Below are 13,814 nucleotides of genomic sequence, written 5' to 3' on the forward strand. Positions count from 1 at the left end.
AGCCTGATGCCATCATTTCGCTATATGATCGTCTTTGTCTTGAGCTGTTGCTTGTGCGGCAAGTGGGCTCATGGACAGGGGCTATTGATCCATAATTACAATGTGAAAGATGGTCTTACCAATGCCACGGTTTTTGCTGCTGTACAAGATCGCGATGGCTTTATCTGGTTTGCAACCCCGACGGGTGTGAGCCGATTCGATGGCAAACGCTTCCGCAATTATGCCAAGAAGGACGGGTTGCCCGATAACGAGGTTGTCCGTTTGGCTGCTGATGATAAAAACCGCGTTTGGTTCTTTACATACAGTGGGAAACCATCTTTTTATAGCAATAATTATATCCATAATGAGAATAATGATAGCTCCCTAGTGTACGACAACAGGGGGCATTTCATGTTGTATGCTTTCGAGGATGCTGCGAAGGTGGTATGGTTTCAAACGTCCAATAATACCGTTACCCGTTATAACGGCCGCAAAGCCATTAACGATGATCGTTTCAGCGCCATAAACTTATTTTATTGGCTCAAGAACGATTCGATCTTCAAACCGCTGCAACCTTATTATAATATCGCGAATCTTAACGAATTAGTCGTTCCATCGAATAAACTAAATATTTACCATTCCATTGCCCCGATGACTGCCCAGCTGGCAACGCTGATCCGCTCTAAATCGATCTTGATCAACGGCAACGACTTGTATACTTATAACGAGAAGTCGATCATCCCGTTTCTTTCAGGAGAGAATATCGGGATAGCGGAAGATATCAGTACCGTGTGCGTGGTAGGCGACCATCTATGGATCGGTACGCAAAGGGCCTTGTACATGGTAAAGAATTTCTTTAAAGGGGAAAGGAAGGTTACCCGTTTATTGGAAAATCATTACGTAACCTCCATATTATACGACAGGGAAGGCAATATTTGGATTACCACCTACGGCGATGGCGTTTATTATATACCTCATAAAAATTTCTACTTCAGCTACCTCGATAATACCAACGGTTTATATTCCCATTCTGTTTTCAGCGTATTTAAAAATAGCAGGATTTCCGACCTGCTGCTTGTCGGGCAGAACGCGGGGATACTTAACACGATCGATAACCGCGGTGTCTCGAAGCAATTTAACTTGGATTCTTCGGGCATCCGTAATAGCATTTTAAGCATATTACAATATAAAAATAACGAAGTTGTAATCAGTACCGACAACGGCGTGTTCAGTTTCCTGCTGGATCAACAGAAACCACGCCTGCTGGAATCTATAAAAGCTGTTCGCGATATCGATGTCAGTAAATCCGGCAAACTTAGGATTGCAACGTACAACAGGGTGGTAACCGTCCCCGGCGGTATCCAGGATATAGCCCCGGCCGATATCCTGATTACCTCTATATCATCGGTAGGTGATTCGGCATATTTTGTAGGGAGTAACAACGGCTTGTACGAAGGTAGGGAAGGTGCTCCCTTTATAAGTTTATCAGCAACGGATAGTTTGCTCAAACATAGTATCAAGGATTTAAAATGGGTGGGCGATAAATTATTTATCGGCACCAGTGACAACGGTATCTGCGTAATGCAGAACCGGAAGGTAATCAAGCAATTTACCACGAAAGATGGATTAACGAGCGATATCTGTCAACAGCTTTATTACGACGGGAAAGATAAGTTGTATGTAGCTACCAATAAAGGGGTATCGGTAATTGATGTCAACAAGTTGGAATTTATTACGAAAATAACCTCCAATGATGGTTTGATGAGTGATGATGTACGGAATGTATGCAAGTCGGGCGATACGTTATTTATAGCGACTTCTAACGGGCTTTGTTATTTCCGCGAAGACAACATCCCGGTAGATTCCGTACCGCCTAAAATTTACCTCGATGTAATCCGCTATGGCGACAGCACCTATTATATGCACCAATCCAGTTTTGAGCATCTTTTTGAACGGAAAGGATCTTTTGAAGTGGAATTTGGCGCGATTGCCTTCGATTTGCCGGACCTGGTAGAATATCAATATAACTTTTCCAACGATTCTGCCCGTGGGTGGGTAACTACTAAATCAAATATAATCCCTTACCCGAACCTGCAACCGGGTAATTACCAATTATTGATCCGGGCGAAGAAGTATAAAAGCGAATGGGGAAAGCCGTTGGTATTGTCAATTATCATCCGGCCCCAGTGGTACCAGCAATGGTGGGCGCGGGGAATACTTTTGGTGCTGGGATTATTGCTCGTGACCTTGATTTTACGGTTTATTATTACCCGTATCAAGGCAGCCGAAAAGCGTAAAACAGAGTACAACAGGCGGATAGCGGAATTGGAAGCAAAAGCGTTGACCAATCAAATGAACCCGCATTTTATTTTTAATTCCTTAAATTCGGTGCAGCATTTGATCCTGGAAAAGGAAGAAAAGCAGGCTTTGAATTTTTTAGCGGATTTTGCTACCTTAATGCGGCAAATGCTCAATAATTCCCGGAAATCGTATATTTCGTTGGATGACGAGATCACTTTTCTTACCCGGTACTTGGAATTGGAAAAAATCAGGTTTGCCAGTTCTTTCATGTACCGATTTGAATTGGAGCCGGCATTGAAAGACCATACAGTTTATATTCCGCCCATGCTGATACAACCAATTATCGAGAATGCCATAAAACATGGGTTAGCTCCCAAGAACGGCAGCGGGCAACTGGATGTAAAATTTTGGATGAAAGAAGACATATTATATTGCACGGTAGAAGACGATGGTATCGGTTGGGATCGCTCCAACAGTATCAAGACTGGTAAGCTAATGAAGCACGAATCGACGGCATTAAGCGTGATCAAGGAAAGGTTGCAGATTATAAAATCTTTTAATGGAAGTGTTGGAAAATTGGAAATAATTGATAAATTTAACTCTGGATTCAGCAGCAAGGATGGTACCTTGGTTGAAATCCTAATTCCCATTGTAAAGATGTTATGAGTATAATTAAAGCTGCCATTGTTGACGATGAGGTCCGCAATATACATATCCTTCGAAACATTTTGGAGAATTACTGTAAGGATGTGAAGGTTATAGGGGAAGCGCAAAATATCCATGAAGCCGCAGAAATGATCAAGAATAATCCGATCGATGTGTTGTTCCTGGATATTGAAATGCCTCCGCACAACGGCTTCCAGTTATTGGAAATGTTCCCTGTCCTGAACTTCGAAGTAATCTTCATCACTGCTTTTCAAGAATATGCTTTGCAAGCTATTAAGTTTGCAGCGCTGGATTATTTGCTAAAGCCGATTAAAGTGAGCGAGGTCGAAGATGCGTTGGAAAAAGTAAAGAAAAGCAAGAAAGGGCGCCTCAATGAACTGGCGTCTATCTTGAAAGATTACGTGAAAAACAACGACAACGCCTTTTCTAAGATCGTCATCCCGGTAAATGACGGTTACAATGTAATTGATCTTAAGGACATCATTTATTGTGAAGCCTTCGATAGTTACACCAAGATTCAACTCATCAACAACGTTAATCACCTGATCTCGAAATCCCTGAAAGAATACGAGGAGATGTTATCGGATAAAGGTTTTTACCGGGTACACAAGTCATTCCTGATCAATATTCACCATATCGTGAAAATTATAAAGGGGCTTGGAACGGCTGTAGTAATGAGCGACCAGAAGAATATCCCTATTTCGTCCAGGAAAAAAGACGAATTTTTTACCCAGTTGAAAGGTGTGATCAATTTATAATAATATAAACAAGGTTGATAAGGTAAATTTTACTTTGTAAATATTCATAAAGCTGCCACCTTCAAGAAAGCGGTATTCAAAATCCACCTAAAATTATTACGGGTACGTTTAAAAAACGTACCCGTTTACTTTTATTTCGTGCCTAAAGAAAAGCCCCGGTATAAACCTGGGGCCATTCATCCTAACCTATAAAACCTATATGAAAATTCTTTGATTATCTAATTATTGGTGTTGATATCATAATAATAAACGCCGTTGCCGGAATTATTAGCATAAATTCCTTCTAAACGGATCTTGCTGTTTTCCTGCAATGCGTTTTGCAGATCTTCCAAGCTGGTAACCTGGGAATCTCCTGCCTTGATGATAATAAAACCTGGACGCATGGTTGTTTGGTTGCGGATTATACCGGAACTAATTTTGCCGACTAATACACCGCCGTTTAACCCGAATTGCGAAGCCCTATTTGCCGGCACGGTATATAACTCGGCGCCGAGCTTGTCTATCGCGTAACTTTTTACAATATCGGTGGTGCCCGCGCGGTTCTTTAATAGAACGTTTACAGTATGCTCCTTGTTATCCCGCAGGTAAGTTACACTTACTTTGTCCCCCGGTTTGTAGCGCGCTAATTGCTCGGTCATCTGCGGTATTCCCAATGTATTGATACCGTTGATCTTCGTAATTACATCTCCTTCCTTGATGCCCGCGGCGCTGGCAGCCCCGCCATCGGGTGCATTGGCCACCAAGACTCCGTTAACATCTTTACGGATATTTAATTCCTTCGCATCGCTATCACTTATCTTGTTGGGATCGTAGTAACTGATACCAAGAAAGGCTCTCTGTACACTGCCGTATTGCATGATATCCGCTACGACCTTCTTCACCAAGTTCACGGGAATGGCATATGAATACCCAGCAAATGATCCCGTAGGCGAAGCAATCGCGGAGTTGATACCCACGAGTTCGCCGCCGGTATTAATCAATGCTCCACCGCTGTTACCTTGGTTTACCGCGGCATCCGTTTGGATAAAGGATTCGATCGGGCTAATATTGCTGGTTCCTACCTTGTTGATACCGATCGTTCTACTTTTAGCGCTGACAATACCCGCGGTAACGGTAGTTTCCAAGTTTAAGGGATACCCTACGGCTAATACCCATTGTCCTACTTGCACATCATCCGAGTTGCCATATACGAGGTAGGGCAGATCCTTGGCGTCGATTTTAATAACGGCCAAGTCGGTGTAAGGATCGGTACCGATCACTTTTGCTGTATACGTTCTATTGCTATTGGCTAAAGTTACGGTTACTTCATCTGCATTATCAACGACGTGGTTATTGGTTACAATATACCCGTCATCTGATATTATTACACCTGACCCGGAAGCCATTTGTCCCGGGATATAATATTTCCGTTGGTTATTGCCCATGAATTCATCCCAAAAATCATCATCACCGAAGAGTTGTTGCAACGGGCTGGCTTGTCTTCTAGAATTTTGTACTTGGCGCGGGTTGGTCTTGGTCCTGATATGCACCACGCCGGGTACCGCGACTTTCGAAGCGTATGTGAAATCGAATGGTGTATTATTGCTATCATTCGTCTTGATAGCATTTGGAATGTAACTAGTATAATTTACAGGGATATTGGTCGACCCGTTCTGGTAAATACCCGGGCTGCGTTGTTCAAAATACTTGTTATAAACAAACACGCTAGCCACAGAAGTAGCACCGGCAATTAGAACGGTCGCTAAAACTTGTTTGAATGTCATATGATTAGGGTTGTTTTAAAAAGTTAAATAATATTCGTGCTCTATAACTCCATCAAATTCTATGCTCTTTGATACAAATTTAAACGTGTAGTTTAATCATTAGGTCTTAGGACAAGACACTTTAACAGTATTTTATATTAATCGTTAAAGTCACATTAATATCTGCATGAAAAAGGGCTGACATTTTTAATGTACAGCCCTGACAACTTAACAATATTTCAGACAATTTGTTATAAAGTACTTAGGAAGTGCATTGTATCAACCCCATCGGCATAATCAGAGAGGGAAGGTTCCTGCGCTTTCCCGAACATAACCGTGGCACGGGAAACCAAGCATTGGACATCAGGGTGCTGTTGCAAGTTTGCAGTGATGTCATGCTGGTCATCATAATAACCGTAATGCAATACACTTAATGGAGAAAAGATAGATTCCTGTTCTTGCATCAGGATGTTGTCATTACTCATATAAAATTGGTTGTTGAGTAATAACAAGGCCAGGTTATAATCATAATTATTCTTGTACTTGTGATGATCCGCGAGGTATGCATATTTTTCGAGGGCCTTGAGCAAAGGTTCGAAATTGTAATCACGCGGAACGTATACCTTGGTTACATTCCTGCATCCCAGGCCGAAATACATCATGATATCATCAGCTAGCGAAGATAATTCTTCCGCCGTTTCTTCACCTGTGAGGACCGCAACGGAAGTACGGTTTCTCCTGATAATATGGGGGTACTTGGAAAAATAGTATTCGAAATAGCGGGCAGAGTTATTGCTGCCCGTAGCGATGTAAGCATCGCAGCCCTTTAATACTTCCGCGACTTCCGTGTGTTGCCCCGGGTAGAAGGAAGACATCGTTTCAATGATATGCCTCATCAGGATATCATCTTTACTGGATAACTTTATTTTCAAGCGGTGGCCGCTCAAAAAGGCGCACATCCAATCGTGGAAACCCACCAGGGGGATGTTCCCGGCAGCCACCACGCCTATCGTTTTGACAACTCCCGGTTGACCGGCGCCGGGGTAATGCAAGAGCCAATTTTGTAAGAGCTCTTCTTGCAAGAAATGTTGACATATATTTTGAACGGAAAGGTCAATAAATTCGGGGGTAAACCAACCGTTGGCATGCGTGGCTTTCCTTTTGGCGACCTGCCAAGCGCTTTCCCCGTACGGGCCTTCCGATCCTGTTAAGCCATCATTGGCCAAGTAATTACCTAAACGTACCAGCGCAGCAACTTTTTCCTTGATATCCATGTAAGTATTTAAATTGAATCAAACGCTATTCTTAGCGAATGCAAATGTACCGCAAAGTTAATAGCTTCCCCGCGAATCAAAAAGTTTACCTATTTTGTAGACTATTATTTCAAATAATTGATGTTTTAAATAGGATATATTTTATTTTTGTCCTGAATTAACGGCTTTACTATCAATTTATAAAAATTAACATCATGGCAATTAAGATAACTGACGAATGTATAAACTGTGGTGCCTGCGAACCGGAATGCCCCAATAATGCTATTTATGAAGGTGGTGTAGAATGGGCTTTGGCCGATGGTACTACAGTAAAAGGTGCGTTTACACTAATGGACGGTTCTATGATGGATGCTGATCAAAGAAATGCACCAATTAGCGTAGATACTTATTACATTGTTCCGAATAAATGTACAGAATGCCAAGGTTTCCACGAAGAACCTCAATGCGCTGCCGTTTGCCCGGTTGACTGTTGTGTTCCGGACGAAATGTACCAAGAAACAGTTGATGAACTGATGGCTAAAAAAGATAAATTACACCTGTAATACTTTTTTTGTCAGAACTTTTTACGCCTTGTACAATTTTATGAGTACAAGGCGTTTTTATTGTAATAATAAATCAGCTGACCCATGAAGTTATCCCAGGTATTACTTTTGTTGCTACTATTTACAGCCTTATCCTGTAAGCAGCGGGTGCAGCGTACAGCCGCCGGCAGGGATGCCTTACGAAAAGAACTGATGGCGGCAGATAGTAGTTTTTCTGCGCTTTCGGCGGGTATTGGCCATAAAAAGGCCTTTTTATCATATATCGATAGTACAGATGGTACCCTGATTAGGGCCGGGAAGCCGCCCGTAAAAGGAAAAGATGCCTTGGCAATCTTAGCTGCAACTTCGGACAGCGGGGCTACCTTGACTTGGAAACCATTATTTGCCGATGTGGCCGCCTCCGGCGAACTGGGCTATACTTACGGTACCTATACATATAACACTACCGATACTTCTATAAAAGGTAATTACTGCTCCATTTGGCGGAAAAATAACCGGGGGAACTGGAGATTCGTGGTCGATATCGGGAATTAAGCATATATATATAGATATATTTTTTTATTTAACAGTTTGATATCTCTTTTTTAAAATCTCCTCTTTATTTTTGCCTTTCACTAATTTCTTTATGAAGAAAAATATCGCGCTCTTAGCAGGTGGTTATTCAGGAGAATTTGAAGTCTCCATGAACAGTGCAAATACAGTGCAGAAGCACTTGGATGCACAATTATACGAAGTATACAAAATCGTTATTACGAAGAAAGACTGGACTTATACAGGGGCTTCGGGGGAAAATATCCCGGTTGATAAAAACGATTTTTCCCTAACTATTAATGGGGAAAAGATAAAATTTGATGCGGCATTTATTATTATCCATGGAACCCCGGGCGAAGATGGCCTGTTGCAAGGCTACCTGGATATGCTGGACATTCCCTATACTAACTGCGGATTGATGAGCTCGGCGCTCACTTTTAATAAAAGCTATTGTAACAAGGTCGTGGCGGCACTGGATATTATCCACGTTGCTAAAAGCGCCCACCTTTTTAAAGGCAAAGCCTATGATACGGCATCAATTTTGCAAGCCTTGGAACTGCCTTTGTTCGTGAAGCCTGCCGGCGGTGGATCCAGTATCGGTATGACGAAGGTAAAAACCGCCGAGGAACTACCGGGCGCTATTGAAAGGGCCTTCCGGGAAGATGTCCAGGTGCTTGTTGAAGAATTTATGTCGGGCCGCGAATTTAGCTGCGGCGCTTTTACGGAACAAGGAGCTGTAAAAGTATTGCCTATTACGGAGATTATTTCTAAAAAGGAATTTTTCGACTACGAAGCAAAATATACACCCGGCATGAGCGAGGAAGTGACGCCGGCCAATGTACCGCCGGCTATGGCTGCCAAAGCACAGGGGATCATTGCCAAGTTATACGATGCATTGAACTGTAAAGGAATGGTGAGGATCGATTTTATTTGGGATGAATCCAAAGATAAATTGTATTTTTTGGAGGTTAATACGACCCCCGGGCAGTCTGAAGCCAGCATTATCCCGCAACAGGTAAGGGCTGCGGGCATGAATTTGGGTCAATTCTATGGTAACTTGATCGAGGAATGCCTCCGCAAATCATAGGATCGCTATACTTTCATTACCCCCACCAGGGTAACAAAACAAAAATTTATAAAGTGTTTAATTTTATTACGAAGAAATCTTTCATTGCCAACTTAATCGCTGCCATTATATTCGTTTTTGTATTGGCATTGCTGTTCTTTTTTTCCTTGGGCTTTTTGACGCATCACGGGGAAACCATCACCGTGCCGGATGTAAGGGGTAAGGATCTCAAGGAAGCAACTGCCATCCTGAAAAATAAGGGCTTCGAAGTAGAAGTAAGGGATTCTATTTATATAGATTCCCTGAAGCCGCTGGCCGTGTGGGAACAAACACCGGAAAGAAACGATGTGGTAAAAGTAAACAGGACTATTTACCTGACTATTAATAAGGTTGTAGCACCCACGGTGGCTATGCCCGACTTGGAAGGGCTGACTTACCGGAGTGCCGAGATGACGCTGAAAAGTCGCCGGCTGAGGGTTGGTGATACAATTTATAAGCCCGATTTCGCAACCAATAGCGTGTTAAAGCAAATGTTGGAAGGCAAGATCGTGAAGCCCGGCACCATGATACCGGAAGGCAGTAGGATCACGCTTGTACTGAGTAGTGGAAAGGGCAGCATCGAGAACCCGGTACCAGATTTGGTTGGATTGACTTATGTTGAAGCAAGGGAATTATTAGCAGCCCGGAGCCTGATATTAGGAACCGTGCTTGTTGATGAAACCGTATTTGATACCTTGAATGCATTTATCTCCAAGCAAACGCCAACACCTAAAAATGGGCTGGGCGACTTGAACCTGATCCGCGCCGGTGAAAGCATCGATATTTGGTTGTCGGCCGAAAGGGGAGTGAAGGATTCAACGGATATTAATCAGTAACTTTGACAGAAATTAAAAATCAACGCATAATGCAAAACATAACTTCAGAAGCATTAAAACAACGCCTTGATAGTGGCGAGAAAGTAAATTTAGTTGACGTAAGGGAACCGAATGAACACGAGGAATTTAATATCGGCGGCGTATTATTGCCATTAGGTCAAATCAGGATGATGGACGTGGAAGATATTGAGCCGTTAAAGGAGGAGGAAGTCATCGTGTATTGCCGCAGTGGCAACCGTAGTGGACAAGCGGCTATGTTGTTGGAAACAATGGGTTTCAGCAATGTTGTGAACTTGGAAGGTGGTATGTTGGCTTGGGAACAAAAGTTCGGGAAATAATATTATGTAGTAGAGATAAGGCATGCCTTATCTCTACAAAATCATGCCATATCACTACCTGTTTTTTAAATAACGGCGGTAACCTCGATTTCTACCAAGTACCGGTCATCGATCAACCTCTTTACTTCCACCATCGTTGTAGCCGGTTTAATAGCTTGGAAAAATTCCCCGTGTGCTTTCCCGATATCTTCCCATGCTGAAATATCCGTCACGAACATCCTTGTACGTACAACATCATGCAAGCTTGCACCTGCTTTGATGAGTACCGCTTCTATTTTCGCGATGATATATTTGGTCTGAGCGTAAGCATCTCCTTCACCGATAACCTTGTCGCCATCGGCCGCGACAGTGCCGGACACTTCGATAACATTCCCAATTTTAACTGCCCTGGAATAACCGACATGGTTTTCCCAGGTGGCGCCGGAAGAAAAATTTGTTCTAGACATACGTATATGTATTAGCGGGTTTCAAAGAAAGCGCAACTTCCGCCCACCCAATTTACATCATCATTAAACCCTACGCCGATCATCTTTCCTTTGCTGATCCTGGCCAGGTTATGAACGAGGATGGGTTGCTTTGCATCATCCGGCCAAAAGTACATTAACCTGATTTCTGTAATGGCGGGGCCCGTGGGAGTTTGAACTGCGGGTGCATACTGAACCTTCTCCTGGAGAATCCAGTTTTGAGGATCTTTGATGGCCTCGATATCTTCCTTGTTGCAATCTATTTTAACACCTTGACCCGCGTAAGAAAACAGGGGTTTCAAAACAAAATGCTCCAAGTCATTGGGAAGTACCGGGATTTCATCAAGGAACCATGATTTGGGCACATATTCATGTTGTATAAAGGGTAACGTAAATTTACTCAGCCTGTAGAACCAATTCGGATGCGATACCCATTCTACATCCAAATCTTGGGTCAAATCCACCAGCTGTTCCGGCAAGTCCGATTTTTCCGTTTGTAGATCATCGAATATGAGGCGGTTATAGATGCGTTTTACGGTGATGGGCTGACCCTTTTCATCAAGATAATATAATTTTCTTCCATCTTGCTTAAGTTCCGTTAAGCAAAGAATTTTAATACCTAGCCAATCAGCGGTTATTTTAAAGTCGATAAATGTTTTTTGCTGGGAAGGTTTCCATTCCAAGAGTATTACTTCCTTCGGGTCATGATCTGCGACGATCATTTTTTTTAGCAATTCCTTATAACTACCGGAGTTAAAATTATTTAGGAAATTATCCCAACCGGCAGGGATATTAAAATGATGCCGGAATGCTTGTGTCATGGTATCTTGGAAGGCAAATAAGCTAGGGAAGCCTTGCAATTCTATTAAGCGTGGTTCTAACCGGCCGTTCCCTGCTTGGCAAACGGCAAAATCTATGACGATGAAGTTGGGGCGATCTTTCTCATGCGGTACTTTCCATTGTTTCGGGATCGCTTTATCAGAAGCCTTGAGGTAATCTGGTCGGCCGATGGTATTGATGATCGTATCGCTGGCCGATTTCATCATAGCTAAGAAATCTGCCGGGATAAATACCGGGGTTTCCGCAATTCTAAAAACAGGTTCCAGCCCATTATCTTTCCAAATTTCATCTAGGAAAGCTTGGTATTTCTCCCTGGTAAAATCTTCGTTATATCGTGCTCTAATAGCAGCTATCATACAATAATTGTAAAGGTTATACAACCGTGACCGGGTTTTTATCTGCAAAGTTGTAATGCGCAATATCAAGGAACCTGGGTAATAGTAAATCATGCGTCAGCATAATCTTATCGGGATCGTTCAGTTGTTGCAGCATATCCTGGTATTTTTCGATACCGTGATCGCGGATCACGTTTTCTTTTTTATTGTTTTGCAGGAGATGTTTCAACATTCCTTGTGCATCGGCTTCAGGATGGAACTGCGTACCGATACAATAATCGTTAAAGCGGATCGCCATCGTAGCCCTTTCTAGCGGTACATGCGGACGTTCTTTCTCAATGGCCAACACTTTGGCGCCCATCTTCTCAAACTGCTCTTCATTTAGTTCTATGACTTGCCAATTGCGGCTATCCACGATATAAAATGGGTCGGGTAGACCTGAAAATACCGGTTCTTGCTGGCCTGCCGCGGTAGGATGTACCGGGAAAACGCCGAAAGCAGGGGAACGTCTTTTACAAACATTGCCGAGTTCATAATGACGGCACCACAGTTGGTAGGAATGACAAATGAGGAAAGTGTATTTCTTCCTCCCGTGCTGTTCATTCCAGGAGATAATATCTTGCATGAGCTTGAAGTAGCCGTTTTCCCATTCACTACCGGCGCTTTCCACCGGGCTACCCGGGCCACCGGTCGAGATGTAAACATCATAATCTAATCCGGGTAATTGCATTTGTTCCCTTACTTCAAATTCATCCAGTTGGAGTGCAACCTGCTTTACCTGGGCATAATGGTGTAATATTTCCCTAAGGCAACGCATACCTTCATTAGGCACACCTTCGTACATATCCAATATGGCTACTTTCCAAACTGTTGTAGTACCGCTCATGTTGCAAAGTTACAAATTTGGCAGGGGAATGTTGGCCGCGATTTGATATTATCTTCACCCCTTGATCACTCGATGCCTTCCAGGAATTTCATTTGTATGAAATCTACTACACTTTCCAGTTGACCGCTTTCTTCGAATACTTTCAGTTGTTGGTCCGCGCCGGTTCCCTGTTCTAAGATAGTATGTACATGATCAATCACGTGACGGGAGCCCATTTCGTCGATGGCATCATCAATGAAATTCAGTAATTCATAAATCAGCGCACGGGTATTTACCTCCATCTCTTTGCCGAAGTCAATGAGTTTTCCATCGATTCCATAACGGCTGGCACGCCATTTATTTTCGTTGACGAGGGCCCTGTTATAGATCATGAAGTTCAGGTTTTGCTGCCTAAGTTTATAAATTTTGGCGCAAACAGCTTGGAAAAGTGCTGCAAGTGTAATCGTTTCCCTCGCGGTTAGCGGAACGTCGCATATCCGGCATTCAACCGTGTTGAAATATGGGTGAACCCTGAGATCCCACCATACTTTCTTAGCATTATCGATACAATTTGTTTTGATCAATAGCTTGATATAATTATCGTACTCCTCGATACTTGAAAAATAATCCGGTATCCCGGTCCTGGGAAACTTATCGAAGACCTTGGTGCGGAATGATTTGAACCCGGTATTCCTTCCTTCCCAAAAGGGTGAGTTCGTGCTGAGGGCAAAGATATGCGGTAAAAAATACCGGACGGAGTTAGCGATATGGATCGCTATTTCACGGTTTTCCATACCGACGTGAACATGCAGGCCGAAAATCAGGTTAGAACGCGCGGTATCTTGGAATTCGTTCACGATTTCAAAGTACCGTGGATGATCGGTAATGAGTTGTTTTTCCCATTTAGAAAATGGGTGTGTGCCCGAGGCGCCAATGGAAAAGCCTAGTTCATTGGCAATTCCGGCGATCGTTTTCCTAAGCAACTTGATATCATCGTAAGCTTCGTCAACATTGGCACAAATTTGCGTGCCCACTTCCACGACCGCTTGGTGCATTTCGGCTTTAACTTTATCGTTGATGATTCGATGCGCTTGTTCAACGATTTTTTGTTCATGGGAACGCAGTTCGCGCGTTTCAGGGTCCATGATCATGTATTCTTCTTCGATACCGAGAGTCAAGTGTTTGAAATCCATTACCTGGTTTAATTTGGATGCTGCTTTTTGCTGTACAAAGATAGG

Annotated in this window: 13 protein-coding genes; 7 read left to right on the forward strand and 6 right to left on the reverse strand. The window is 43.0% G+C overall.

The window, feature by feature from the left end:
• Positions 1–6: 6 nt before the first annotated feature.
• Together COR50_RS13400 and COR50_RS13405 are read left to right on the forward strand one after the other, a co-directional pair.
• Positions 7–2,946 (forward strand): sensor histidine kinase, encoded by a 2,940-nt coding sequence (locus COR50_RS13400; protein WP_098194456.1) that lies wholly within the window; start codon positions 7–9, stop codon positions 2,944–2,946.
• The gene (locus COR50_RS13405; RefSeq protein ID WP_098194457.1) at positions 2,943–3,704 is read left to right on the forward strand and encodes a LytR/AlgR family response regulator transcription factor; all 762 of its coding nucleotides are present in this window, start codon (positions 2,943–2,945) and stop codon (positions 3,702–3,704) included. The genes COR50_RS13400 and COR50_RS13405 overlap by 4 nt, the downstream gene beginning before the upstream one ends.
• Before the next feature lie 218 nt (positions 3,705–3,922).
• On the opposite strand, the gene COR50_RS13410 is transcribed toward COR50_RS13405, so the two are convergent.
• Together COR50_RS13410 and COR50_RS13415 are read right to left on the reverse strand one after the other, a co-directional pair.
• The gene (locus tag COR50_RS13410; protein WP_098194458.1) at positions 3,923–5,467 is read right to left on the reverse strand and encodes a trypsin-like peptidase domain-containing protein; all 1,545 of its coding nucleotides are present in this window, start codon (positions 5,465–5,467) and stop codon (positions 3,923–3,925) included.
• 230 nt (positions 5,468–5,697) lie between these two features.
• Complete coding sequence (locus COR50_RS13415; RefSeq protein WP_098194459.1) at positions 5,698–6,720, reverse strand: acyl-CoA reductase; 1,023 nt, start codon at positions 6,718–6,720, stop codon at positions 5,698–5,700.
• A gap of 194 nt (positions 6,721–6,914) precedes the next feature.
• Here COR50_RS13415 and COR50_RS13420 point away from each other — a divergent pair, with 194 nt between their 5' ends.
• The 5 genes from COR50_RS13420 (at position 6,915) to COR50_RS13440 (ending at position 10,072) form a co-directional block, all read left to right on the forward strand.
• Positions 6,915–7,262, forward strand: a complete 348-nt coding sequence (locus tag COR50_RS13420; RefSeq protein WP_098194460.1) for a 4Fe-4S dicluster domain-containing protein — start codon at positions 6,915–6,917, stop codon at positions 7,260–7,262.
• Between the two features lie 84 nt (positions 7,263–7,346).
• The gene (locus tag COR50_RS13425; RefSeq protein WP_098194461.1) at positions 7,347–7,796 is read left to right on the forward strand and encodes a Cif family virulence factor; all 450 of its coding nucleotides are present in this window, start codon (positions 7,347–7,349) and stop codon (positions 7,794–7,796) included.
• Positions 7,797–7,887: 91 nt separating this feature from the next.
• The gene (locus COR50_RS13430) at positions 7,888–8,880 is read left to right on the forward strand and encodes a D-alanine--D-alanine ligase (RefSeq protein WP_098196234.1); all 993 of its coding nucleotides are present in this window, start codon (positions 7,888–7,890) and stop codon (positions 8,878–8,880) included.
• Positions 8,881–8,933: 53 nt separating this feature from the next.
• Positions 8,934–9,734, forward strand: a complete 801-nt coding sequence (locus tag COR50_RS13435) for a PASTA domain-containing protein (protein WP_198405647.1) — start codon at positions 8,934–8,936, stop codon at positions 9,732–9,734.
• A gap of 29 nt (positions 9,735–9,763) precedes the next feature.
• On the forward strand, positions 9,764–10,072 hold the full coding sequence (locus tag COR50_RS13440) for a rhodanese-like domain-containing protein (protein WP_098194463.1): 309 nt from the start codon (positions 9,764–9,766) through the stop codon (positions 10,070–10,072).
• Positions 10,073–10,137: 65 nt separating this feature from the next.
• Here the strand turns inward: COR50_RS13440 and COR50_RS13445 are convergent, their stop codons facing one another.
• From COR50_RS13445 to COR50_RS13460, 4 genes are all read right to left on the reverse strand, one after another.
• Positions 10,138–10,518, reverse strand: a complete 381-nt coding sequence (locus COR50_RS13445) for a RidA family protein (RefSeq protein ID WP_098194464.1) — start codon at positions 10,516–10,518, stop codon at positions 10,138–10,140.
• Positions 10,519–10,529: 11 nt separating this feature from the next.
• Complete coding sequence (locus COR50_RS13450) at positions 10,530–11,732, reverse strand: hypothetical protein (protein WP_098196235.1); 1,203 nt, start codon at positions 11,730–11,732, stop codon at positions 10,530–10,532.
• Between the two features lie 16 nt (positions 11,733–11,748).
• Positions 11,749–12,597, reverse strand: coding sequence for a type 1 glutamine amidotransferase (locus COR50_RS13455; RefSeq protein WP_098194465.1), 849 nt, complete (start codon positions 12,595–12,597; stop codon positions 11,749–11,751).
• 65 nt (positions 12,598–12,662) lie between these two features.
• Positions 12,663–13,769: a carboxylate-amine ligase gene (locus tag COR50_RS13460; RefSeq protein ID WP_098194466.1), complete on the reverse strand. Its 1,107-nt coding sequence runs from the start codon at positions 13,767–13,769 to the stop codon at positions 12,663–12,665.
• Between the last annotated feature and the right edge of the window lie 45 nt (positions 13,770–13,814).

The sequence above is a fragment of the Chitinophaga caeni genome, from assembly GCF_002557795.1.
Taxonomy (GTDB): Bacteria; Bacteroidota; Bacteroidia; order Chitinophagales; family Chitinophagaceae; genus Chitinophaga; species Chitinophaga caeni.